Consider the following 1,403-nt stretch of genomic DNA (forward strand, 5'->3'; position numbering starts at 1 on the left):
TGGAGAAGGACGCTCTTCGGGAGGTGGCGCGGGACGCTCCTATAGATGTCAAGCAGTCAGCGCACCGTAATCTGCGCGCAGTGCGCTGAACACCTCACGCGCGAGGTAGCGTTTCTGGCATCGGAGGATCTCGGGCATCGATTTCCCCTCTGCTGTGCGGCGATTGGCGTAGGCGCGTGCCTCGTCGCTGTATTTGAGGCGGACGACGACGGCGGTGTGTAGGGCTTGGTTGGCGCGTCGGTCGCCGCCGCGATGTAGCCGGTGCCGTGTGGTCTTGCCCGACGACGCGGGGATCGGCGCTACTCCGCACAGGTGAGCGAACGAGGATTCCGATCGTAGCCGGTCGGGGTTGTCGCCGACGGTGACGAGTAGCGCGGCTGCGGTGTCGGGTCCTAGTCCCAGGATTTCCGAAGTTCGTGGTGCGCTCCGCTTGACGAGTGCTGTGAGGTATTTCTTGAGTTCTTTTGCTTCTCTGCGTAATTCGCGGCACCGTCCGGCGAGCGAGCGGAGTGCGACGATGGTGGCGTTGGTCGGGTCGGTGAGAGCGGTGAGAGCGGTGAGGTCGGGTTCGAGTGCGATGCACGCATCGAGCAGTGCTGTGGTGGTGCGTCCGCGCAGGTGGGTGCGCAGTGTTTCTGGGGCGGTGACGATCATCGATCGGACGGCGTTCATCGATGCGGTGGCGGCTTTGACTGCGCTCGATCTCGCGACGCGCAGTGCTCGGATTGCCTCGATGGGTCCGTCGCAGTGTTTGGGTTCGGAGAGTTGGTTGCGGGCGAGGACGGCGCGGGCTGCTGCTTCTGCGTCGATCGGGTCGCTTTTGCCGACGTTGCGGCGGAGTTTGCGGTTCGGGCGCGGAACTTCCACGACCGCGACGGCGCGGGAGCAGAGATGCCGGGTGAGGCCGGCGCCGTAGGAGGCAGTGCCTTCGATGCCGACGGCGATGGGCGCTCCGTGGCCGAGGATCCATGTGTGTAGCTCGCGGTATCCATCTGTGGTGGTGTCGAATTGGCGACTTTCGATGAGGATTCCGGTGTCGGTGATGATGGCGGCGTGATGGGTGTCGGCGTGGGTGTCGACGCCGCAGTAGATGCGTGGTGGTGTGCGTTTCGGTGTCACGTGGTCCGGCCTTTCCTCGGGTGGTGTGCGCGAGGTTCGGACGGGCCAGTGACGGGCCGAGGTGGGGCGGCAGGCTCCTATGAGGTCACGGACTTCGCGTGCTCCACGGTGTTGTGGTGGCCTGCGGGCGAGGTGGTCGACGGGTCCCGCGGAAGGCACCGGGTGGGCCAGGAAAATTCGGGGTCAGGCCGCCTCGTCAGCGGGTTGATCCTATTATTACTGGAAAATTTTGAGCCCAGCTGCCAAGCGCCGCGCTGTCGACATGCTCGTTTCGACGATGAACA

The 1,403-nt window shown here is 64.6% G+C and carries 1 protein-coding gene; it reads right to left on the reverse strand.

Annotated elements, in window-relative coordinates:
* Nucleotides 1-48: 48 nt before the first annotated feature.
* Nucleotides 49-1,119, reverse strand: coding sequence for an IS110 family transposase (locus BJD99_RS01770; RefSeq protein WP_084345099.1), 1,071 nt, complete (start codon nucleotides 1,117-1,119; stop codon nucleotides 49-51).
* Between the last annotated feature and the right edge of the window lie 284 nt (nucleotides 1,120-1,403).

The sequence above is a fragment of the Rhodococcus sp. 1163 genome, from assembly GCF_002091985.1.
In the GTDB taxonomy this organism is placed as follows: Bacteria; Actinomycetota; Actinomycetes; order Mycobacteriales; family Mycobacteriaceae; genus Rhodococcoides.